This is a genomic window from Nocardioides sp. Z24_21, assembly GCF_058134345.1.
Genome location: NZ_JBYTTH010000002.1, coordinates 126,212 through 144,918 on the forward strand (window position 1 = coordinate 126,212; position 18,707 = coordinate 144,918).

The 18,707-nt window shown below is 74.4% G+C and carries 23 protein-coding genes; 17 read left to right on the forward strand and 6 right to left on the reverse strand.

Translation table 11 applies throughout. From position 1 onward, the window contains the following. Positions 1 to 154 precede the first annotated feature (154 nt). Positions 155 to 1,099 (reverse strand): 1,4-dihydroxy-2-naphthoyl-CoA synthase, encoded by a 945-nt coding sequence (locus AC3X7Z_RS07015; RefSeq protein ID WP_186339835.1) that lies wholly within the window; start codon positions 1,097 to 1,099, stop codon positions 155 to 157. Positions 1,100 to 1,229: 130 nt separating this feature from the next. On the opposite strand from AC3X7Z_RS07015, the gene AC3X7Z_RS07020 reads away from it, so the two are divergent. After that, positions 1,230 to 1,670, forward strand: a complete 441-nt coding sequence (locus AC3X7Z_RS07020; RefSeq protein WP_186339836.1) for a nitroreductase family deazaflavin-dependent oxidoreductase — start codon at positions 1,230 to 1,232, stop codon at positions 1,668 to 1,670. 100 nt (positions 1,671 to 1,770) lie between these two features. After that, positions 1,771 to 2,442 carry a response regulator gene (locus tag AC3X7Z_RS07025; protein WP_489975458.1) on the forward strand — a complete coding sequence of 224 codons (672 nt, stop codon included), beginning with the start codon at positions 1,771 to 1,773 and terminating at the stop codon, positions 2,440 to 2,442. Positions 2,443 to 2,504: 62 nt separating this feature from the next. Here AC3X7Z_RS07025 and csrA read toward each other — a convergent pair whose 3' ends face one another. The 5 genes from csrA to flgN are packed head-to-tail and all read right to left on the reverse strand — an operon-like array spanning position 2,505 to position 6,010. Then, complete coding sequence (gene csrA / locus AC3X7Z_RS07030) at positions 2,505 to 2,747, reverse strand: carbon storage regulator CsrA (RefSeq protein WP_489975459.1); 243 nt, start codon at positions 2,745 to 2,747, stop codon at positions 2,505 to 2,507. A 33-nt stretch (positions 2,748 to 2,780) separates the two neighbouring features. Next, entirely contained in the window at positions 2,781 to 3,206 is a 426-nt protein-coding gene (fliW, locus tag AC3X7Z_RS07035; protein ID WP_241005278.1) for a flagellar assembly protein FliW, read from the reverse strand. After that, positions 3,203 to 4,102, reverse strand: a complete 900-nt coding sequence (gene flgL / locus AC3X7Z_RS07040; protein ID WP_186339839.1) for a flagellar hook-associated protein FlgL — start codon at positions 4,100 to 4,102, stop codon at positions 3,203 to 3,205. Before flgL ends, fliW begins: the two co-directional genes overlap by 4 nt. Then, positions 4,102 to 5,502, reverse strand: coding sequence for a flagellar hook-associated protein FlgK (gene flgK, locus AC3X7Z_RS07045; protein ID WP_489975460.1), 1,401 nt, complete (start codon positions 5,500 to 5,502; stop codon positions 4,102 to 4,104). Before flgK ends, flgL begins: the two co-directional genes overlap by 1 nt. A 1-nt stretch (position 5,503) precedes the next feature. After that, positions 5,504 to 6,010 carry a flagellar export chaperone FlgN gene (gene flgN / locus AC3X7Z_RS07050; RefSeq protein WP_241005279.1) on the reverse strand — a complete coding sequence of 169 codons (507 nt, stop codon included), beginning with the start codon at positions 6,008 to 6,010 and terminating at the stop codon, positions 5,504 to 5,506. A 223-nt stretch (positions 6,011 to 6,233) separates the two neighbouring features. On the opposite strand from flgN, the gene AC3X7Z_RS07055 reads away from it, so the two are divergent. The 15 genes from AC3X7Z_RS07055 (at position 6,234) to AC3X7Z_RS07125 (ending at position 18,704) form a co-directional block, all read left to right on the forward strand. Continuing rightward, on the forward strand, positions 6,234 to 7,136 hold the full coding sequence (locus AC3X7Z_RS07055) for a sigma-70 family RNA polymerase sigma factor (RefSeq protein WP_489975461.1): 903 nt from the start codon (positions 6,234 to 6,236) through the stop codon (positions 7,134 to 7,136). Between the two features lie 123 nt (positions 7,137 to 7,259). Further along, positions 7,260 to 8,057: a flagellin N-terminal helical domain-containing protein gene (locus tag AC3X7Z_RS07060; RefSeq protein ID WP_489975462.1), complete on the forward strand. Its 798-nt coding sequence runs from the start codon at positions 7,260 to 7,262 to the stop codon at positions 8,055 to 8,057. A 107-nt stretch (positions 8,058 to 8,164) separates the two neighbouring features. After that, positions 8,165 to 9,487 carry a flagellar filament capping protein FliD gene (gene fliD / locus AC3X7Z_RS07065; protein ID WP_489975463.1) on the forward strand — a complete coding sequence of 441 codons (1,323 nt, stop codon included), beginning with the start codon at positions 8,165 to 8,167 and terminating at the stop codon, positions 9,485 to 9,487. 13 nt (positions 9,488 to 9,500) lie between these two features. Beyond that, on the forward strand, positions 9,501 to 9,881 hold the full coding sequence (fliS, locus tag AC3X7Z_RS07070) for a flagellar export chaperone FliS (protein ID WP_489975464.1): 381 nt from the start codon (positions 9,501 to 9,503) through the stop codon (positions 9,879 to 9,881). After that, positions 9,878 to 10,225 carry a hypothetical protein gene (locus tag AC3X7Z_RS07075; protein ID WP_186339845.1) on the forward strand — a complete coding sequence of 116 codons (348 nt, stop codon included), beginning with the start codon at positions 9,878 to 9,880 and terminating at the stop codon, positions 10,223 to 10,225. Before fliS ends, AC3X7Z_RS07075 begins: the two co-directional genes overlap by 4 nt. Before the next feature lie 197 nt (positions 10,226 to 10,422). Beyond that, on the forward strand, positions 10,423 to 10,782 hold the full coding sequence (locus tag AC3X7Z_RS07080; RefSeq protein WP_186339846.1) for a flagellar basal body rod protein FlgB: 360 nt from the start codon (positions 10,423 to 10,425) through the stop codon (positions 10,780 to 10,782). Next, the gene (locus tag AC3X7Z_RS07085) at positions 10,782 to 11,174 is read left to right on the forward strand and encodes a flagellar basal body rod protein FlgC (RefSeq protein ID WP_186339847.1); all 393 of its coding nucleotides are present in this window, start codon (positions 10,782 to 10,784) and stop codon (positions 11,172 to 11,174) included. The genes AC3X7Z_RS07080 and AC3X7Z_RS07085 overlap by 1 nt, the downstream gene beginning before the upstream one ends. Next, the gene (gene fliE, locus AC3X7Z_RS07090) at positions 11,174 to 11,488 is read left to right on the forward strand and encodes a flagellar hook-basal body complex protein FliE (RefSeq protein WP_489975465.1); all 315 of its coding nucleotides are present in this window, start codon (positions 11,174 to 11,176) and stop codon (positions 11,486 to 11,488) included. The genes AC3X7Z_RS07085 and fliE overlap by 1 nt, the downstream gene beginning before the upstream one ends. Next, positions 11,488 to 13,074 (forward strand): flagellar basal-body MS-ring/collar protein FliF, encoded by a 1,587-nt coding sequence (fliF, locus tag AC3X7Z_RS07095; protein WP_186339849.1) that lies wholly within the window; start codon positions 11,488 to 11,490, stop codon positions 13,072 to 13,074. The genes fliE and fliF overlap by 1 nt, the downstream gene beginning before the upstream one ends. Beyond that, the gene (gene fliG, locus AC3X7Z_RS07100; RefSeq protein ID WP_186339850.1) at positions 13,074 to 14,084 is read left to right on the forward strand and encodes a flagellar motor switch protein FliG; all 1,011 of its coding nucleotides are present in this window, start codon (positions 13,074 to 13,076) and stop codon (positions 14,082 to 14,084) included. The genes fliF and fliG overlap by 1 nt, the downstream gene beginning before the upstream one ends. Continuing rightward, positions 14,068 to 14,676, forward strand: a complete 609-nt coding sequence (locus tag AC3X7Z_RS07105) for a FliH/SctL family protein (protein WP_186339851.1) — start codon at positions 14,068 to 14,070, stop codon at positions 14,674 to 14,676. Before fliG ends, AC3X7Z_RS07105 begins: the two co-directional genes overlap by 17 nt. Next, the gene (locus tag AC3X7Z_RS07110) at positions 14,673 to 15,980 is read left to right on the forward strand and encodes a FliI/YscN family ATPase (protein WP_186339852.1); all 1,308 of its coding nucleotides are present in this window, start codon (positions 14,673 to 14,675) and stop codon (positions 15,978 to 15,980) included. Before AC3X7Z_RS07105 ends, AC3X7Z_RS07110 begins: the two co-directional genes overlap by 4 nt. Then, positions 15,980 to 16,480: a flagellar FliJ family protein gene (locus AC3X7Z_RS07115; RefSeq protein ID WP_489975466.1), complete on the forward strand. Its 501-nt coding sequence runs from the start codon at positions 15,980 to 15,982 to the stop codon at positions 16,478 to 16,480. Before AC3X7Z_RS07110 ends, AC3X7Z_RS07115 begins: the two co-directional genes overlap by 1 nt. Next, complete coding sequence (locus tag AC3X7Z_RS07120) at positions 16,477 to 17,460, forward strand: transglycosylase SLT domain-containing protein (RefSeq protein ID WP_489975467.1); 984 nt, start codon at positions 16,477 to 16,479, stop codon at positions 17,458 to 17,460. The genes AC3X7Z_RS07115 and AC3X7Z_RS07120 overlap by 4 nt, the downstream gene beginning before the upstream one ends. After that, positions 17,457 to 18,704, forward strand: coding sequence for a flagellar hook-length control protein FliK (locus AC3X7Z_RS07125; RefSeq protein WP_489975468.1), 1,248 nt, complete (start codon positions 17,457 to 17,459; stop codon positions 18,702 to 18,704). Before AC3X7Z_RS07120 ends, AC3X7Z_RS07125 begins: the two co-directional genes overlap by 4 nt. The last annotated feature ends 3 nt before the right edge of the window (positions 18,705 to 18,707 follow it).

Below are 18,707 nucleotides of genomic sequence, written 5' to 3' on the forward strand. Positions count from 1 at the left end.
TCGTGCGATCGCGGGCGTGGTGATGGGCATCCACCTATGTGGGCGCACCTCGCGGTCATTTAGCAACCCGAGTCCGACTTCGACCACGATTCTTGCCACGCATCTGCCACGCACGAGGCCCAAACAGGCCTCTGACCTGCGCAAACGCAGCAGATCAGTAGTACCAGGGGTAGGGCGACCAGTCGGGCTCGCGCTTCTCCAGGAACTGGTCGCGTCCCTCCTGCGCCTCGTCGGTCATGTAGGCCAGGCGGGTCGTCTCGCCGGCGAAGAGCTGCTGGCCGACGAGGCCGTCGTCGAGGAGGTTGAAGGAGTACTTCAGCATCCGCTGGGCGGTCGGGGACTTGCCGTTGATCTTCCGGCCCCAGTCGAGCGCGACCTTCTCCAGCTCGGCGTGCGCGACGACGCGGTTGACCGCGCCCATCCGGTGCATCTCCTCGGCGTCGTACTCGTCGCCGAGGAAGAAGATCTCGCGGGCGAGCTTCTGCCCCACCTGGCGCGCGAGGTAGGCCGAGCCGTAGCCGCCGTCGAACGAGCCGACGTCGGCGTCGGTCTGCTTGAAGCGGGCGTGCTCGCGGCTGGCGAGGGTGAGGTCGGCGACGACGTGGAGGCTGTGCCCGCCGCCGGCCGCCCAGCCCGGGACCACGCAGATGACGACCTTCGGCATGAAGCGGATCAGCCGCTGGCACTCCAGGATGTGCAGGCGCGCGAGCCTGGCCTTGTCGATGGGGCTGGGCTCCTCGGCCCCGGTGTCGGTGGCGCCGGCGGAGGTGTCCTCGTACTGGTAGCCGGCGCGCCCACGGATGCGCTGGTCGCCGCCGGTGCAGAAGGCCCACTTGCCGTTCTTGGCGCTCGGTCCGTTGCCGGTCAGGATCACGCAGCCGACGTCGGCCGACGTGCGCGCGTGCTCGAGGGTGCGCAGCAGCTCGTCGACGGTGTGCGGGCGGAACGCGTTGAGCACGTCGGGGCGGTCGAACGCGATGCGCACGGTGCCGTGCTCGCGCGCACGGTGGTAGGTCAGGTCGGTGAGGTCGTCGAAGCCGGGCACCACGTCCCAGTCCTCGGGGTCGAAGATCTCACTGACGCCCTCGATCGCACTCATGGATCCGGAGGCTATCGCCCGATGGTCCCGTGGGAGGCGGCTGCCCCGAGGCCCGCCCGCCGACCGCCCCCTGCGGCCCCACCCCGACGGGGACTGGAAGATCGCCGCCGCCCGTGGTGTTGTGGCAGGCATGGCACTGACAGGAACGTACGTCCCCAGCAGCTCCGAGTGGGTCCGCAACCAGGTGGCCGAGTTCGAGGCGAGTGACGGCCAGCGGGCCAACACCCTGGGCGACACCGACTACCCGATCGTGGTCGTGACCTCGGTCGGCGCGAAGTCGGGCAACCTGCGCAAGAACCCGGTGATGCGGGTCGAGCGCGACGGCGCCTACCTCGCGGTCGCCTCCAAGGGCGGCGCCCCGGACAACCCGGAGTGGTACTACAACTTCGTCGCCCACCCCGAGGTCGAGCTGCAGGACGGGGCGGAGAAGCACGTCTACACCGCCCGCATCCTCGAGGGCGAGGAGCGCGCCGACTGGTGGGAGCACGCGGTCGCCACGTGGCCGACGTACGCCTCCTACCAGGAGAAGACCGACCGCGAGATCCCGCTCTTCCTGCTCGAGCGCGCCTGACGCCGGCGCGCAGCCCGGTCTGCCGTTGACACCCCGCTGCTTCGTCGCGGCTACCCCGCCCGCCTAGGGTGGGGCCCTCGGGACAACGGGGGGATGTGGCATGACTGGCACTGCTGGCACGGACGGATCGACGGCCCTGAGGGTCTACCTGCTCGACGACCACGTGGTCGTGCGGCGGGGGCTCCGGGCGGTGCTCGAGGCGGAGAACGGCATCGCGATCGTCGGTGAGTCGGGCACCGTGGCCGAGGCGGTGCCCCAGATCCGCGAGCTGGTGCCCGACGTCGCCGTCCTCGACGGACGGTTGCCCGACGGCAGCGGCATCGACGTGTGCCGCGAGGTCAGGTCGGCCGAGCCGCGCGTGCAGGCGCTGATCCTCGCCTGCGACGCCGACGAGGACGCGATGGTCGACTCGGTCCTGGCCGGTGCGTCCGGCTACGTCCTCAAGACCGCCGACGAGCGTGAGCTGGTCGACGCCGTGCGGGCGGTGGGGCACGGCCAGTCCCTCGTCGGCTCCGATGTCGCCCTCCGTGTCGTGGAGCGCATGGGAGCGCGGAACCAGGCTCCGGGCCTGTCCCGGCTCACCGACGGCGAGTGGCGGGTCCTCGACCTCATCGCCGAGGGGATGACCAACCGGCAGATCGGCGAGCGGCTGCACCTCGCGGAGAAGACGGTCAAGAACCAGATCACCGGCCTGCTCGCCAAGCTGGGCGTGCAGCGTCGCACCCAGGCCGCGGTGCTGGCCTCTGCGCTCGGGCGCCGGCGACCCCGCTGACGCCGGACCCGACACGGGGCCAGTCCCGGCAGCCGGCCCCGGGGAGGGGCCGGTGGGACCGGTCAGTCGGCCTGCGGGCGGTCGCGGATCGCGCTGAGCAGCGAGTCGACGGCGTCCTCGGTCGGGGAGGCGGCCTCCTGGTTGGACCGGGCCAGCTGGGCCAGGAGCTCGGCGCGGTGGACGGCGACCGACCTCGGCGCGTCGATGCCGATGCGGACGACGTCGCCGCGCACCTCGAGCACCGAGACGGTGACGTCATCGCCGATGACGACGCTCTCTCCGGCACGGCGGCTCACGACCAGCATGGCGTCACGCTACCCGAGGCGTCGCGCGACGCCTCACGCGATCAGGGGCGTGGCGACCGACAGGCCCGGGTCGTCGAGCACCACCTGCACCGCGCGGTGGGTGGCGACGTCGAGCACGACGGGCGCGGCCAGGTTGGCCGTGGTGCTGGCGAGGGACGCGCCGGCGGTGAGCACGCAGAGCACGACGAGGTCGTCGACCGACGTCGAGCGCAGCTCGGTGAGGACCGCCTCGTCCACCTCGGGGGCGTAGTCGGGGAAGAACGGCGCCGGCGGCACCACGAGGAAGCGCAGCCCCGGCTCGTCGAGCGAGGTGAGGCTGCACAGCACGCCGTCGTCGTCGACCTGCACCAGCGCGAAACGCTCGCGCCCGGGGAAGCCGGGCAGCGGCTGGGCGAGCTCGATCACCGGGATCTCGGGGGCACTGCTCGGCGGCATCACGGTCTCCATCGTGGCGATCATCGCAGAAAGTCCATCAGGCTCGGCTGGAGGACGCGGGCGGTCGCCGCGAGCGCTGCCTGGTAGGCGACCTCCTGCATCTTGAGGTCCACCATGGTGCGGGGCAGGTCGGCGTTCTCGATCTCGGCGAGCGCGCTCGTCAGGGACAGCTCCGCGTCGACCGCGGCGGTGCTCGCCCGCTCGACCCGGGCCGCTCGCGCGCCCACGTCGGCGCGGGCCACGACGAGCCGGTTGCCGTCGTCCTCGAGCGCGGCGACCCCGGCGCGGATGCCGGTCTCGTCGCCCGAGCGCAGCGCCGCGGAGAGCGCCGTGAGGTGGTCGAAGACGTTGTCGCCGTCGGCGCCGAACGCGGCGGGCCCGGGCAGCGACACGTCGACGACGACGCCGTCGGCGACCGTGCGGTGGACCGGGTGCGCGTCGCCGGCGAAGGTGACGGCACCGCCCGCCTCGGTGAAGGCGGCGGACCCGGCCGTGGTGCCGCCCAGCACCGGTCGGTCGACGTAGGTGGTGTTGGCGACGCCGAGGAGCGCGGAGCGGAGCTGGTCGATCTCGACCGCCAGCGCCTCACGCGACTGGGGGCCGGCGGCACCGCTGACGGCCTGGATGCCGAGCTCGCGGGCGCGGCGCACCAGGTCGTTGGACGCCCCGAGGGTGCTGTCGAGGGTGTCGAGCCAGCCGGTGCCGTCCGCGGCGTTGCGGGCGTACTGCTGCTGAGCGCCGATGGACGCGCGCAGCCGCATCGCGGTGGCGGCGTCGCCGGGGTTGTCGGAGGCACGGTTGAGCACGCGGCCGGTGGACAGGTGCTCCTGGATCTCCGCGAGGCGCGACAGGCTGCCCTGGAGCCGGTCGAGGGACCGGTCGGTGAGCATCGACTGGGTGACGCGATTGATGGTCGTCATCAGCGCACCAGCCCGGTGCGGTTGATGAGGGTGTCGAGCACCGAGTCGAGGGTCGTCATCACCCGGGCCGCGGCCTCGTAGGCGCGCTGGGCCTGCATCATCGTCACCATCTCCTCGTCGAGGTTGACCCCGGACAGCTGCTCACGCGCGCCGTCGACCTGGCCGGTGAGGCCGGCCTGCGCGGCGGCGAGGCGCCGGACGGAGGAGACCTCCGTGCCCAGGACGCTCACGAACCTCTGGTAGCCCTGCTCGGGCCCGCCGAGGGCAGCGGCCACGGCCGTCGCGTTGCTCCCGTCGCGGTTGGCGCCGCCGGCGACTCCCGACGCGGCGAGCGCGGCCGGGTCGGTGAGGAGCAGCACGAGGGGACCGCCGGGGGCGTTCGGGTCCACCGCGAAGACGGGCTGTCCGGGCGCACCGCTGGCGTCGTGCCCCGCGCCGTGCGCGGCGTTGACGGCGTCGGCGAGGTGCTGCGCGACGGCCTGGAGGTCCGCGCGCAGCCCGGGGAGGGTGGTGGTCAGCAGCTCGGAGGTGCCGCCGATCTCGCCGCGCAGCCCCGACACGGGGGTGGTGGCGCCGTCCGGCCCGGTCACCGCGAGCGCGAGCGCCGCACCGTCTGCCGTCCCGTCGGGCGCGACGCCACTCGTCACCGCGAGGCTGCCGGCCCGGCTGCCCGTCACGAGGGCGACGCCGCCGACGCTGACGTCGAGGCCGCCCTGGCCGTTCTCGACGGCGGTGCCGCCGGTCAGCTCGGCCAGCCGCAGCGCCATCTGGTCACGCGCGTCGAGCAGGCCGGACGCGTCGGTGTTGGAGAGTCGGGCGGCGGTGATCGCCTCGTTGGCCGCAGCGAGGTCCCGCGCCAGCGTGTTGGTCTCGCCGACGTCGGCGAGCAGCGACATCCGCTGGTCGCCCTCCTCGGCGGCGACGTTGCGGCGCTGGGCGGCGACCGCCTCGACGAGGGTCTGCGAGGTGGCGAGCACCTGGCTGCGCACGGCGGCGGAGTCGGGGTGGTTGGCCAGGTCGTGCCAGGCCTTGCGCACCTCGTGAAGGGCGCCGGAGATCCCGTCGCCGGCCGGCTCGCCGAGGGAGGCCTCCACGCGGGCGAGGGCGGCGGCGCGGGTGTCGAGGTAGGCCTGGCTGCCGTGCTCGCGGCGGGCGCGGGCGTCGAGGAGCGGGTCGACGAGCCGGTCGACCGATCCGACGCGCACCCCTTCGCCGTGGCCCTCGTAGCGACTCCACATGGCCGGCTGCGCGGGCGCGCCGACGGAGAGGCCGACGACCCGGCGGCGGGCGTAGCCGTCGGTCGCGACGTTGGCGATGTTGCCGCTCGCCACCTCCATCACCGCCTGGTGGTAGCGCAGCGCGCTGGCGGAGGTGGAGATCGAGCCGAAGGTGCCGGCCACGTCACAGGCTCCGGTCGACGAGGCGGTTGCGGGCGGGCTCGGCGGTCGCGCTGCCGTCGGCGGAGTAGCCGTCGACGGAGTCACCGAGGGAGAGCAGGGTCTCGCGCGCCGAGCGGTAGCCGGCGGAGATCAGGTGCTTGTTGGAGTCGGCGAGACGGGTGATCTCGTGCGTGAGCTGGACGAACGCCTCACGGTGCTCGGTGAGGATCGTGCGCCACGGCTCGTCGGCCGCCTCCGCGAGGGAGGCCAGGCTCAGGTTGGCCTCCATCCCGAACGCCGCTGCGGCCGCGTCGGCCGCGACCGCGCGCAGCACCTCGGTCTCGCGGATCGTCGCCAGCAGGCCGTCGATGTCGCGCGTCGCGTGCGCCAGCCAACGGCTCCGGCCGCTGGCCAGCACCAGCTGCTCGACCTCGAGCCGGTAGTGGAGCTCCTCGAGCAGCTCGCGCTCGCGCCAGAGCACGAGGGACAGCCGCTCCACAGCCGCCGGCGGGGTGTCAGTGATGGTCACGAGACGTCCATCGGCCGCGCCGGCAGCCACCTGAGGAGTTCGCGGCGGAGGCGGCGACGCCCGCGCGGCGGGTCGGGTCATGCCCGTCCGGCGGGACTGACCACCCACCCGTGGCCCGTTCGGGCCATCCCGGTCGGGACCACGGTCCTCGATCAGGCCGCGAAGGTCCTCGGATGTGCTGATCCGGCAGCGGAATCGCCCCGGGGCACCAAGCATCTACCCCGTGCCTGCTAGTCCTTCGCTCCCTTCCCCGGTCCAGACCGCTGCGGTCGCCAGCCCGTCGTCCGCAGGGTCCCCCGCCGCCGCCCCGGCGACGACCGACGACCTGGTGACCGCCCACATCCCGCTCGTGGGACACCTGGTGCGAGAGGTGCTGGCGCGCGTGCCCGGCCACGTCGACCGCGACGACCTGACCTCGGCCGGCCTGACCGCCCTGGTGCAGGCGGCGCAGGGCTTCGACGCCGCCCGCGGGGTGCCGTTCGCGCGGTATGCCTCGACCCGCGTCCGGGGGGCGCTGCTCGACGAGCTGCGCGGGGTCGACTGGGCGACGCGCTCGGTGCGACGCACCGCGCGAGGCCTCGACGAGACGCGGGCCCGCCTGACCCAGAGCCTGGGCCGGGTGCCCACCGATGCCGAGGTCGCCTCGGCGCAGGGCATCGCCGTCGACGACGTGCTGGCCAACCGCGAGGACCTCGCGCGGGCCCAGGTCAGGTCGCTCGAGGCCGACGACGCCCACGGGTCGTACGCCGGCTCGCTGGTGTCCACCACTCCGACCCCCGAGCAGGCCCTGGTGCACGCCGAGCTGCTCGACTACCTCGCGGACGCGGTCGCCGCGCTGCCCGAGCGGTTGCGTCGGGTCGTGGAGGGCTTCTTCCTCGCCGAGCTGCCGATGGCCGAGCTGGCCGCGGAGCTCGGCGTCACCGAGTCGCGCATCTCCCAGCTGCGCGCTGAGGCGATGGTGCTGCTGCGCGACGGCATCAACTCCCAGCTCGACCCGCTGCTGGTGCCCGCCCACGAGCGGCCCGGCGGCGTGGCCGCCCGGCGGCGCGAGGCCTACTTCGCCGCGGTGGCCGAGCGGCACGCCGCGGCGCACGCCCCCGCCGCGCGGGTGGCGACGAGCGCCTGACCCGGCGCCGCGCAGAAACCTCCCCCGAAAACCTCAGGTGCCCACCCGGGCGACCGAACAGGACCTCGACGGAGTCCACGGACGGACTCCAGCTAGTGATCCACACCACGGAAGGAATCCATCATGGGTCTTCGCATCAACCAGAACATCGACGCCGCCAACTCGTACCGCAACCTGTCGGTCACGCAGGGCCAGATGTCCAAGTCGCTCGAGAAGCTGTCCTCCGGCTTCCGCATCAACCGCGCCGCCGACGACGCGTCCGGCCTGGCCATCTCCGAGGGCCTGCGCTCGCAGGTGGGTGGCCTCAAGGTGGGCGCCCGCAACGCCCAGGACGGGGTCAGCCTCGTCCAGACCGCCGAAGGCGCGCTGACCGAGGTCCACTCCATGCTCCAGCGCATGAACGACCTCGCCGTGCAGCACAAGAGCGGCACCCAGAACGCCGACTCGCAGGCTGCGCTCACGGCTGAGTTCGACCAGCTCAAGCAAGAGATCGGTCGGATCCAGGAGAACACCAAGTTCAACGGCGACGTGCTCTTCGGCGGGGTGGAGAAGAACTTCCAGGTCGGCCACGACAGCGGCGACATCATCGCGGTCTCCGCCACGGCCCTGGCGAACTTCAACGAGGGCACGGACATGGCGGCGGTCGCCATCACCGACAGCAACACGGTCCAGGCCGCCATCAAGGAGGTCTCGACGCAGCGTGCCGAGCTGGGTGCCATCCAGAACCGCTTCGAGCACACCATCAACAACGTGAACGTCGCGATCGAGAACCTGTCGGCATCGGAGTCGCGCATCCGCGACACCGACATGGCGCAGGAGATGATGAGCTTCACCCGCTCGCAGATCCTGTCCCAGGCCGGCACGGCGATGCTGGCGCAGGCCAACCAGGCCTCGCAGGGCGTGCTGTCCCTCCTCCGCTGATCGGCTGAGGGAGCTCTCACCCACCCGATGCCGGGCGGGTCGCGGCCGTCGCGACCCGCCCGGCACCACCGGTCCTGATCGGGGCCGACCGACGAGAGGGGACGGCGATGGGATCGGCCAGCATCAGCGGGCTCGGCAGCGGCCTCGACACCGCGACGATCGTCGACCAGTTCATGCAGCTCGAGGCGGTCGGGCAGACGCGGCTGAAGTCCCGGGCCGCCACGGAGAGGTCGGTCGTCTCGCTCCTCCAGGGACTCAACACCAAGATCGCCGCCCTCGCGACGAGGGCGGGCGACCTGGCCAAGCCGGGCGGCCTCGCGCCGCTCACCGCCACCAGCTCCGACACCAAGGTGGCGGTCAGCGCCACGGCCGGTGCCAGCCCCGCCGGCTTCTCGGTGCGCGTCGACCAGACCGCCGCCAGCCACCGGCTCGAGCTCGCTACAGCGGTCGGGCTGGAGGCGGCAGGCACCGTCCCCACCGCCCTGCGGCTGGACCGGCTCGACGGCTCCGCACCCCTCGACCTCACCACCGACGGAACGCTCGCCGGCCTCGCCGCCGCGATCAACGACCCGGCCAACGCCACCGGCCTGCGCGCCACGACCGTCAAGGTCGGCACCGAGCAGTACCGGCTCGTGGTGGAGGCGGCCGAGACCGGCGCCGCCGGTGACTTCACGCTCACCGCCGCCGACGGGTCCGACCTGCTCGGCGGGGCCACCGTCCGCGCCGGGCGGGACGCGCAGGTCACCATCGGTGACTCGATCGTGGCCACGTCGGCCACCAACACCTTCGCCGACCTCGTCCCCGGCGCGACCCTCACCCTGGCCTCCGACGCCACCGGCACCACCTCGCAGGTGGCCCTGGCCCGTGACCCCGCGGCCGCCTCGACGGCGCTCAAGGGGCTCGTCGACGCGGTCAACTCCGCGCTCTCCGACATCGACGCCCAGACCCGGACAGGCACGGGCACCAGGGGTCCCCTCGCGGGCGACAGCACCCTGCTCTCGCTGCGGGACCGGCTCCTGTCGTCGGTGTTCGCCGGCGAGGGCAGCCTCGCCGACCTCGGCGTCCAGACCGACCGCTACGGCAAGCTCGTCCTCGACGAGGCGGCCTTCACCAAGGCGTACGCCGCCGACCCGGCCGGCGTCCAGGCCCGGCTCACCGCCCCCGTGACGGGGTTCGTCGCCCGCATCGCCGACGTCGCCAAGGTCGCCAGCGACCGCGTCGACGGCACGCTCACCAGCGCCATCACCGGCCGCAACGACGCCATCGGTCGCCTCGACGAGGGCATCGAGGCGTGGGACCTCCGGCTCGAGCTGCGACGGACCGCGCTCACCCGGCAGTTCACCGCCCTGGAGACGGCGCTCAGCCAGATGAACAGCCAGTCCTCGTGGCTGGCCGGCCAGATCTCCGCACTCACGCCCCCGGGAAGCTAAGGACAGCACCCTCATGGCCTACTCCAACCCCGCCGCCTACCTGCAGGCGTCCGTCGAGACCGCCAGTCCGGCCCGGCTGCTGGTGATGCTCTACGACCGGCTCGCCCTCGACTGCCGCCGCGCCGTCGCGGCCCAGGAGGCCGGCGACCACGACGCCGCCCGCCCCCAGCTGCTGCACGCGCAGGACATCGTCACCGAGCTGCACTCCTCGCTCCGGGTCGACGCCTGGGACGGTGGCCCCGGACTCTCCGCGCTCTACTCCCACCTGCTCGTGCAGCTCGTGCGCGCCAACGTCGACCGCGACGTCGTCGCGACACGGCACTGCCTCGACCTCGTCGAGAGCCTCGCCGACGCCTGGCGCCAGGCCGCCCTGCAGGCCGCGGTGACGGCATGATCGGGCGAGTCCCCCTGGACGGCGAGGAGCTGTTCCACGCGTGGGAGCGGGCGATCGACGCCCTCGAGCGTGACGTGCTCCTGGCCGAGGGCTTCGTGGCCGACCCGGCCGGCGTGCTGGCCCGCGGGGCCGAGCTGCCCAGCGGATGGGTGCCCACCGAGCTGGAGGGCACGATCCCCGCCACCCTCGTCCCCCGGGCCGCAGCCCTGCTGCGCCGCCAGGCCGCCGTCCGCGAGCAGCTGGCGGGCGCCGTCGGCAGCGCCCGGGTCGACCTCGCCCGGTTGAGGCGCACCGCGCCGGTCGCCCGGGCGACGGGCCCGGCGTACGTCGACCTCTCCGCCTGAGCCTCCCGGCCGGGTGGGCCCGGCATGGCACGGCCGGGTGGTGCGCGCCGGGACCAAGGTCCCGACCTCGGGCCGCGGGCCAGGAAGTCGCCCCGATTCCCTCAGCGAGGAGCGCGAACGGCCGATGCGGGGGGTGAGCACGGAACGCTCGACCCCCGCCGACGGACCGGCACCCGATTCCTCCTGCAGGAGCACCCGTGTCCCTGGGCATGCCCGACGCCGTGTCGTCCGTCCTCGTCTCGGCCCTCGACGGCCTGGCGCTGCGCCAGAGCGTCATCGCCGACAACATCGCCAACGTCGACACGCCGGGCTTCCGCGCCACCAGCGTCGACTTCGAGTCCTCGCTCGCGGCCGCCCTGCAGCACGGTGAGATGCCCGCCTCCGGCGTGGCCCCCGTCGCTCGAGCGACCAACGCGCCCGCCGGCCAGGACGGCAACAACGTCGACCTGCGCAAGGAGTCGCTCGCCGCGGTGCAGTCGCAGTTCCAGTACCAGGTGATGACCCGCGCCGTCTCCGACCGCGCCTCGCTCCTCTCGGTCGCCGCCGGGGCCATGTGATGGGCGCCTTCGACATGCTGCGCATCGCCAACAGCAGCCTGGGCATGCACCAGACGTGGCTCGACGCGCTGGCCCACAACATCGCCAACGCGTCCACCGTCCGGGCGACGAGCGAGGACGCCTTCCAGGAGCAGCTCGTGGTCGCCACGGCCCGCCCCGACGGCGGTGTCGACGTGAGCGGCATCGAGCTCGGCGACGCCGAGGGCGTCCTGCAGCACGCCCCCGACCATCCCCTCGCCGACGCCGACGGCATGGTGCGCGTGCCGGGCATGGACATGACGGTGCAGATGACCAGCCTCGTGCAGGCCCAGCGCGGCTTCCAGGCCTCGGTGCAGGTCACCCGCACCGCGCAGGACACCTACACCGCCGCCCTCCAGATCGGGCAGCGCTGATGAGCATCGGTGGCATCGAGTCGATCGGCGGCTTCATGCCGCTGGCCGCACCCGTCGTCTCCGCCCCGTCGGCCACGGCCCCGACCTCCGGCGCCGACTTCGGGAGCATGGTGCTCGACGGGCTCGAGCGCCTCGAGGGCATCCAGGACTCCGCCGACACCCTCGCGGTGCGGGCCGCGTCGGGCACGCTGCCCAACATCCATGACTACACGCTGGCCGCGACCGAGGCGGAGGTCGCGACCAAGCTGACCGTCGCCGTGCGCAACAAGGCCATCGAGGCGTTCACCGAGATCATGCGGATGCAGGTCGGCTGATGAGGACCGGGATCACCCGCGCGCTGGACCGTCTCCGCCGCTCGTTCGCGCTCTTCAGCCCGGGCCAGAAGGTCGTCGCCGTGATCGGCACGGCGGCGCTGCTGCTGGCCGCCGTCATGGTGTTCCGCTGGGCCTCCGCGCCGTCGTACGCCCCGCTGTTCTCCAACCTCTCCGCCGAGGACGCCTCGGCGGTCGTCGAGCAGCTCGAGGCGGACGGTGTGTCCTACGAGATCGGCGGGGGCGGCGGCACCATCTCGGTGCCCCGCGACCGGGTCTACGCCACGCGCATCGCGCTGTCCGGCGAGGGCATCCCCTCCGCCAACGGCGACGGCGGCTACGCCCTCCTCGACGGCCAGGACATCTCGACCTCGCAGTTCAAGGAGCAGACCGACTTCAAGCGGGCGATGGAGGGCGAGCTCGCCGCCACGATCGAGTCCATCGACGGCGTCGACGCCGCCGACGTGCTCCTGGCCCTGCCGCCCAAGGAGGTCTTCGCCGAGGAGCAGGACCCGGCCACCGCGTCGGTGCTCATCGACTCCGGGGGCCGCACGCTCACGCCAGACCAGGTGCAGGCCGTGGTGCACCTCGTCGCCTCCAGCGTCGACGGCCTCGACCCGGCGAAGGTGACCGTCGCCGACGCGACCGGCCGGGTGCTGTCCGACAGCGGGGACGGGGCCGGCGGGCTCAGCAGCGGTCGCAACCGTCAGGTGCAGGACTACCAGGACCAGCTGGCCGCCAAGGCGCAGGCCATGCTCGACCGGGTCTTCGGCCCGGGCAACTCCTCCGTCCAGGTCACCGCGGTGCTCGACTTCGACAAGGTGGTCACCGAGACCACCACCTACGGGCGGAAGAACGCCCCGACCCTCTCCGAGTCGGTGCAGTCGGAGACCTACTCCGGCTCCGCGGCGCCCGGCACCGCCGGTGGCGTCGTGGGCCCGGACGCCCAGCTCGAGACCGGGGGCGCCGGTGGCGACGGCAGCTACAACAACTCCGCCACCGTCCGCGAGAACGGCGTCGACAAGGTCGTCGAGCAGTCGGAGACCTCGCCCGGGTCGGTCGACTCGCTGCACGCGGCCGTCGTGATCGACACCAACTCCGCGGTCGCGGTCGACGCCAGCGAGATCGACGCGCTCGTGTCGTCGGCGATCGGCATCGTGCCCGAGCGCGGCGACACCATCGAGACCTCCAGCGTCCCCTTCGACACCTCGCTCAAGGACGCCAACGCCGCCGCGCTCGAGCGCGCGGCCGCCGAGGAGGCGGCCGCCAAGCGCAACGCCTGGCTGCGCAACGGTGCGCTCGGCGGCGGGGTCCTGCTGCTGGTGTGCCTGGCGTGGCTGCGCGCGCGCCGCAACGCCCAGGCCCGCGAGCACGCGACCACCTACGTCGTGGAGCAGCTGCGGCAGGAGCAGGCGACGCGGGCCGCGCTGCAGGCCTCGCAGGTCGTGGACGACGCGCCGACCGCGCTCGCGATGGCGCCGGTCGTCGAGCCCGTGGACGGGATGCGGGACGAGCTGGTCGCCCTCGTCGAGCGCCAGCCGGACGAGGTCGCCTCGCTGCTGCGCGGCTGGCTCGTGGAGCGCCCGTGATGGGCGTCGTGACCGGGACCGGGGCCCGCAAGGTGGCCATCGTGCTGGTGCGCCTGGGCAAGGACCGGGCCGCGGAGGTCATGTCCCACATGAGCGACGAGGAGGTCGAGGTGGTCTCCGCCGAGATCGCCCAGCTCGCGGCCGTGGAGCCGGCCGAGGCGCAGACCGTGATGGGGGAGTTCTCCGACCTGTTCGCCGCGCGCCGCCGCCAGCTCCAGGGCGGCATGGACCTCGCGCGCGACCTGCTGCAGCGCTCCCTGGGCGACGACCGCGCCGAGGAGGCCGTGCAGCGGCTGCACGCACGGGCGGTGCAGCTGCCCTTCCAGCTCCTGAGCCGGGCCGATCCCGACCAGCTGCGCTCGTTCGTCCGCGACGAGCACCCCCAGGTCATCGCGATCGTGCTGGCCCACATGAGTGCCGAGAAGGCGTCGCTGGTGCTCTCCGGGCTCGCGTCGGAGCTCCAGGCCGAGGTGGCGCACCGCATCGCGACGATGGACCGCGCCAACCCGACCGCGGTGCGGGTCGTGGAGTCCGTCCTCGAGCGACGGTTCTCCTCCGTGCTGGCGCCCAGCGACGCCTCCCGCGTCGGCGGGCTCGGCCCGCTCGTCGACATCATCAACCGCGCGGACCGCTCCACCGAGCGCCAGATCGTGGCGGGCCTGGAGTCACTGGACGCCACGCTGGCCGAGGAGGTGCGGAGCCGGATGTTCGTGTTCGACGACATCATCCGACTCTCGGACCGCGACGTGCAGCAGGTGCTGCGCCAGATCGAGACCGCGCAGCTCGCGCTGGCGCTCAAGGGCGTCTCGGCTCCGGTGCGCGACAAGATCACCCACAACCTGTCCGAGCGCGCCGCGGAGAACGTGCTCGAGGAGGTCGAGATCCTCGGCCCGGTGCGGCTCACGCGGGTGGAGGAGGCCCAGCAGGCGATCATCGCCACGATCCGCGCGATGGAGGAGCGCGGCGAGGTCGTGGTGCGGAGGGCAGGCGACGATGAGTTCATCGACTGAGGCCCGGGCAGGGGCCGGCGCCGCGGCGCTGCCGGCCCTGTCGACGCTGCGGATGCCCGAGCTGCAGACCGTGGAGACCAGTCGTGCGGCCGCACAGGCACAGGGCTACGCCGTGGGCTGGGCGCAGGGTCGCCGCGAGGCCGCAGCCGCCGCGGCGGCCCAGGCCGACGAGCTCGCCCGCCGGGCGGCGGCCGAGGAGGCCCGCCGCGAGGCCGAGCACGCCGCCACCATGGACGCTCTCCGGGAGGCCGCGCGCGCGGCGCACGAGCTCCTGGCCGACGCCTGCCGGCGCGTCGACGACCAGGCCGCCGCGCTCGCCCTCGAGCTCACCCGAGCCCTGGTCGGCGCGGCCCAGCCCGACCCGGCGCACGTACTCGGACGGGTCCTCGGGCTGCTCCCCGAGCACGCGGTGGTCTCGGTGAGCCTGCACCCCGACGTCGCCCCGCTGGCCGACGACCTCCGCGAGCTGTCCATCGCCGTCGTGGCCGACCCGACGCTCGGGCGCGCCGACGCGGTCGCCCACGCCGGCGACCACGTCGTCGACCTCCGCGTCGACGAGGCGCTGGCCCGGCTGGCCGAGGTGCTGCGATGAGCGTCCTGTCCCCCGACCTCCGAGCGCGTGCCCTCGACGCCGTGGCGCCGCTCCGGCTCGGCCGCGTCGCCGAGCTCCTCGGCCTCCGGCTCCGGATCACCGGGCTGGCCGCGGCCGTCGGCGACCTCGTCTCGGTCGAGGGGGAGCGCGGGGCCGTCGTCCTGGCCGAGGTGGCCGCCAGCGGCCCCGGCGGCCTGACCTGCCTGCCGCTGGGCAGCACGACCGGCCTGCGGGTCGGCGACGTCGTACGCCACACGGGCGGCCCGCTGCTCGTGCGGGTGGGCGACGAGCTGCGCGGGCGGGTGCTCGACGGGCTCGGCCGTCCTCTCGACGGCGGACCGTCGCTCGACCACCTGCCGCAGGTCGGCGTCTCCCAGGCCGCGCCCGCCGCCCTGAGCCGCCCGCGCATCGACCACCAGGTCGGCCTCGGAGTCCGCGCCCTCGACGCCCTCACCCCCTGCGGTCGTGGCCAGCGCATCGGCATCATGGCCGGCTCCGGCGTCGGCAAGTCGAGCCTGCTCTCGATGGTCGCGCGCGGCACCGACGCCGAGGTCTCGGTCATCGCGCTGATCGGTGAGCGCGGCCGCGAGGTCCGCGAGTTCATCGACAACGACCTCGGCCCCGAGGGCCTGGCGCGCTCGGTCGTCGTCGTCGCCACCTCGGACGCACCGCCGGTCGAGCGCCTGCGTGCGGCCGCCGTCGCCACCCGCGTCGCCGAGCACTTCCGCGACAGCGGCAAGCACGTGGTGCTGATGATGGACAGCCTCACCCGGGTCGCCATGGCCCAGCGCGAGATCGGCCTCTCGGCGGGCGAGCCGCCGGCCACGCGCGGCTACCCGCCCAGCGTCTTCACCCTGCTCCCCCAGCTGCTCGAGCGGGCCGGCACGTCGCCGACCGGCAGCATCACCGGGCTCTACACCGTGCTGGTCGAGGGCGACGACATGCAGGACCCGATCGGCGACACCGCGCGGTCGATCCTCGACGGCCACGTCGTGCTGTCGCGCCGCCTCGCGACCGCTGGCCACTTCCCCAGCATCGACGTGCTCGAGTCGATCTCGCGGGTCACCGGCTCCGTCACCGACGTCGCCCAGCGCGCCGACGCCACCCGGCTGCGGCGCCTGCTGGCCGCACACCGCTCGGTGCGCGAGCTCGTCGAGATCGGCGCCTACGTCGCGGGCGCCGACCCCGACGCCGACGTCGCGCTCGCCCGGATGCCCGCGATCGACGCGTTCCTCCGCCAGGGCATGGACGAGCCGAGCGACCTGGCCACCACCTGGCAGAGCCTGCGCGAGCTGGTGGCCTGATGGCGCGCGACAACGACCCGGACGCCGGGATGCGCGCCGTCGCCCGCGTGCGCGGCGTGCGCGAGCAGGACAGCCGCCTCGGCGTGGCCCGCGCCGCCGCTGACGAGCGCGAGTCCGCACGCCGCCTCGACGCGGTGGTCGCGCGCCTCGCCTCCGCCGCCGAGCCGTCGGTCGCCGACCCGGAGGCGTACACGGCCGCCAGGCGCGCCGCCGCCGCGCTCGCCTCGGACGTCACCGCGTCCCGGGCCGCCCTCGCATCGGCCGCGACGCTCACCACCCTCGCGCGCGAGCACTGGCAGCGCGACCGCACCCGGCTCTCGGCCGTCGAGCTGCTGCTCGAGCACCGCGCGCAGCAGCGCCGCGCCGAGCGGCTGCGACGCGAACGGGTCGAGGTCGACGACCTCGTCGCCGCCCGCTGGATGCGCGCCCGCCCCACCGAGCCCTCGGCCGACCCCCTGACCGACCCTCTGACCGACCCCAGCGCCGGAGGCGCCGCATGAGCATCACCGACGTCACCGCCCGCATCTCCCAGATCCAGGCCCAGCTCGCCCTGCTGCCGCGCGCCGGCGGCGCGTCGGCCACCTTCACCGACGCGCTGTCGCGCACCACGGCGGCGTACGCGCCCGGTGCCCCCGCGGGCGCGCCCGGCCCGGCCGGGTCGGTGACGGGCGACCAGGTCGTCACCCGCGCCCTCGAGCTCGTCGGGCTGCCCTACGTGTGGGGCGGCACCGACCCCGAGCGCGGCGTGGACTGCTCCGGGCTGGTGAAGTCCGTCTACTCCACCTTCGGCATCGACCTGCCCCGGCTGTCCGCCGACCAGGCCCGCGCCGGAACGCCGGTCGCGAGCCTCGACCAGGCGCTGCCGGGCGACCTCATCGCCTGGGACAACTCCGGGCGCAACGTCGGCGCCGACCACATCGCCATCTACATCGGCAACGGGATGATGATCGAGGCGCCGCGCCCCGGCGGTGAGGTGCAGGTCGTCCCCGTGACCACCCCGCCCGACTACGTCCGGCGCATCCTCGCCGACCCCGCGCCCTTCGCCACCACGCCGGCCACGGCGCCGACGGCGGCCACCGCGCCGGGCGCGGCCCCCGCCGGCACGCCCTACGCCGACCTCTTCCAACGAGCGGGCTCGACCCGCGGTGTCGACCCCGCCCTCCTGGCCGCGGTGGCCCGCCACGAGTCGGGCTTCGACCCGCGAGCGGTGAGCCCCGCCGGTGCGCAGGGGCTGATGCAGCTGATGCCGGCCACGGCCCGCGGACTCGGCGTCGCCGACCCGTTCGACCCGGCGCAGGCGGTCGACGGAGCGGCGCGGCTGATCGGCGACCTGCTCACCCGCTTCGGCTCCGTCGAGCTGGCCGTGGCGGCCTACAACGCCGGCCCCGGGGCCGTGATGCGCTACGACGGGGTGCCGCCCTACCCGGAGACGCGCGCCTACGTGCAGTCCGTGATGACCAGCTGGCAGGGGGCCGCATGAGCACGATCTCCACCACCACCACCACCACCACCACCGGCGCCGCCCCGCCGGCCGGCCGGATGCCCGGGGTCGCCCCGACCTCCGCTCCGGCCGGGAGACCCGGTGCGGTCGGCGAGCAGGCCGGTCCCGCGGGGTTCGCCGCGCTGGTCGCCCAGCTCCTCGCCGGCGAGAGCGGCGACACCGTCGCAGGCGCGGACGGCGGCGATCCGGCGCCGGCTCCGGCGGACTCCGCGGAGGCGGGGACGGAGGACGGCGCGGACACCGCGTCCGCCGTTCTGCCCGTCGTGGTGCCCACCGCACCGCTCGCCCCCGTCGCGCCCCACCTCGCCTCGACGCTCGCCGCGGGCGTCCCCGCCGCCGCGCCGGAGGCGGCCCTCGTGGTCGACCCGTCAGGGCCCGCCGCGCCGGCCGCGCCGGGTGGCGCCGGTGCCCCGGTCACGGTCCCCGCCGGCGCGACCACGACCGGCGGTGCCGGGTCCGGCAGCGGCCAGGGCGCCGGTCCGGACGCCGGTCCCACCCCTGCCACCGACGTCCCGGAGACCCCCAGTGGGACGCCGGGCGGCCCCGCCGAGGACACCGGCCCGGCACCGGCGGCCGGTGCGGTGTCCGGTGCGGTGTCCGGTGCCGCGTCCGGCTCGGCGGCCGCGTCGGCGACCGGGCTGGCCACCGGGGGGATGACCATGGCGTCGACCACGGTGTCGGCCATGCCGGGCGTCGCCGCGGCGACGCCCGCGCCGGCCCCGTCCGCCGTCTCCCAGGTCGTGCCGGAGATGACCCGCCTGGTCTCGCAGGGCAACGGCGTGCACCGGCTGACCATGCGCCTGCAGCCTGAGGCGCTCGGCGAGGTGCGGGTGACCCTCACCGTCCGCGACGGCGCCGTCCAGGTGCGGTTCAGCGGCGGCGACGAGGCCGTCCGCGCCCTCACCGACGGGGCACCCGAGCTGCGTCGCGTGCTCGAGCTCGCCGGCGCGAGCGAGGCGCGTGTCGTCGTGCGCGACCTCGCCGGTCAGGCCACGACCCCGGCGCCGTCGGCCACGGGCACCGGCAGCCACGACACGTCGTACGACCCGCGCAGCAGCGCGGGCGGCGACACGCCGTCCCCGGGTGGGGACGCCGCGCAGCACGACCGCCGCGCACGGACGCACGGCGGACCAGCAGCCACGGACGGCGTCACCGACGGAGCGACCGCGCCCCGTCCAGACCAGGTCGGCGGTGCCCGGCAGGGCATCGACCTGACCATGTGAGGA

What these genes read in the sequence shown, in the direction of transcription:
- AC3X7Z_RS07015 (WP_186339835.1), bottom strand. Translation starts at nt 1,099, where the DNA reads ATGAGTGCGATCGAGGGCGTCAGTGAGATCTTCGACCCCGAGGACTGG.
- AC3X7Z_RS07020 (WP_186339836.1), top strand. Translation starts at nt 1,230, where the DNA reads ATGGCACTGACAGGAACGTACGTCCCCAGCAGCTCCGAGTGGGTCCGC.
- AC3X7Z_RS07025 (WP_489975458.1), top strand. Translation starts at nt 1,771, where the DNA reads ATGACTGGCACTGCTGGCACGGACGGATCGACGGCCCTGAGGGTCTAC.
- csrA (WP_489975459.1), bottom strand. Translation starts at nt 2,747, where the DNA reads ATGCTGGTCGTGAGCCGCCGTGCCGGAGAGAGCGTCGTCATCGGCGAT.
- fliW (WP_241005278.1), bottom strand. Translation starts at nt 3,206, where the DNA reads ATGATCGCCACGATGGAGACCGTGATGCCGCCGAGCAGTGCCCCCGAG.
- flgL (WP_186339839.1), bottom strand. Translation starts at nt 4,102, where the DNA reads ATGACGACCATCAATCGCGTCACCCAGTCGATGCTCACCGACCGGTCC.
- AC3X7Z_RS07060 (WP_489975462.1), top strand. Translation starts at nt 7,260, where the DNA reads ATGGGTCTTCGCATCAACCAGAACATCGACGCCGCCAACTCGTACCGC.
- fliD (WP_489975463.1), top strand. Translation starts at nt 8,165, where the DNA reads ATGGGATCGGCCAGCATCAGCGGGCTCGGCAGCGGCCTCGACACCGCG.
- fliS (WP_489975464.1), top strand. Translation starts at nt 9,501, where the DNA reads ATGGCCTACTCCAACCCCGCCGCCTACCTGCAGGCGTCCGTCGAGACC.
- AC3X7Z_RS07075 (WP_186339845.1), top strand. Translation starts at nt 9,878, where the DNA reads ATGATCGGGCGAGTCCCCCTGGACGGCGAGGAGCTGTTCCACGCGTGG.
- AC3X7Z_RS07085 (WP_186339847.1), top strand. Translation starts at nt 10,782, where the DNA reads ATGGGCGCCTTCGACATGCTGCGCATCGCCAACAGCAGCCTGGGCATG.
- fliE (WP_489975465.1), top strand. Translation starts at nt 11,174, where the DNA reads ATGAGCATCGGTGGCATCGAGTCGATCGGCGGCTTCATGCCGCTGGCC.
- fliF (WP_186339849.1), top strand. Translation starts at nt 11,488, where the DNA reads ATGAGGACCGGGATCACCCGCGCGCTGGACCGTCTCCGCCGCTCGTTC.
- fliG (WP_186339850.1), top strand. Translation starts at nt 13,074, where the DNA reads ATGGGCGTCGTGACCGGGACCGGGGCCCGCAAGGTGGCCATCGTGCTG.
- AC3X7Z_RS07105 (WP_186339851.1), top strand. Translation starts at nt 14,068, where the DNA reads ATGAGTTCATCGACTGAGGCCCGGGCAGGGGCCGGCGCCGCGGCGCTG.
- AC3X7Z_RS07110 (WP_186339852.1), top strand. Translation starts at nt 14,673, where the DNA reads ATGAGCGTCCTGTCCCCCGACCTCCGAGCGCGTGCCCTCGACGCCGTG.
- AC3X7Z_RS07115 (WP_489975466.1), top strand. Translation starts at nt 15,980, where the DNA reads ATGGCGCGCGACAACGACCCGGACGCCGGGATGCGCGCCGTCGCCCGC.
- AC3X7Z_RS07120 (WP_489975467.1), top strand. Translation starts at nt 16,477, where the DNA reads ATGAGCATCACCGACGTCACCGCCCGCATCTCCCAGATCCAGGCCCAG.
- AC3X7Z_RS07125 (WP_489975468.1), top strand. Translation starts at nt 17,457, where the DNA reads ATGAGCACGATCTCCACCACCACCACCACCACCACCACCGGCGCCGCC.